Annotated in this window: 1 pseudogene; it reads left to right on the forward strand. The window is 40.8% G+C overall.

Features of this window, described 5'->3' with window-relative positions:
• Window positions 1-211 (forward strand): annotated as a pseudogene (locus FUA24_RS11090) (50S ribosomal protein L25); the annotation flags it as partial.

Consider the following 211-nt stretch of genomic DNA (forward strand, 5'->3'; position numbering starts at 1 on the left):
ATCAACGGATCTCAAAGAGAAAGCGTGGGCAAAAAAGCAACTAAAGCCTTACGTAATGCTGGACAGGTTCCTTGCGTATTATACGGAGGAGACAAGCCAGTGCATTTTGCAGCACAAGAGTTAGACTTCTCTAACTTGGTTTACACACCAAATGCGCATACAGTTGTAATTACTTTAGAAAACGGCGAAACTTACAATGCTATTTTACAAG

It is taken from the genome of Seonamhaeicola marinus (genome assembly GCF_008085455.1).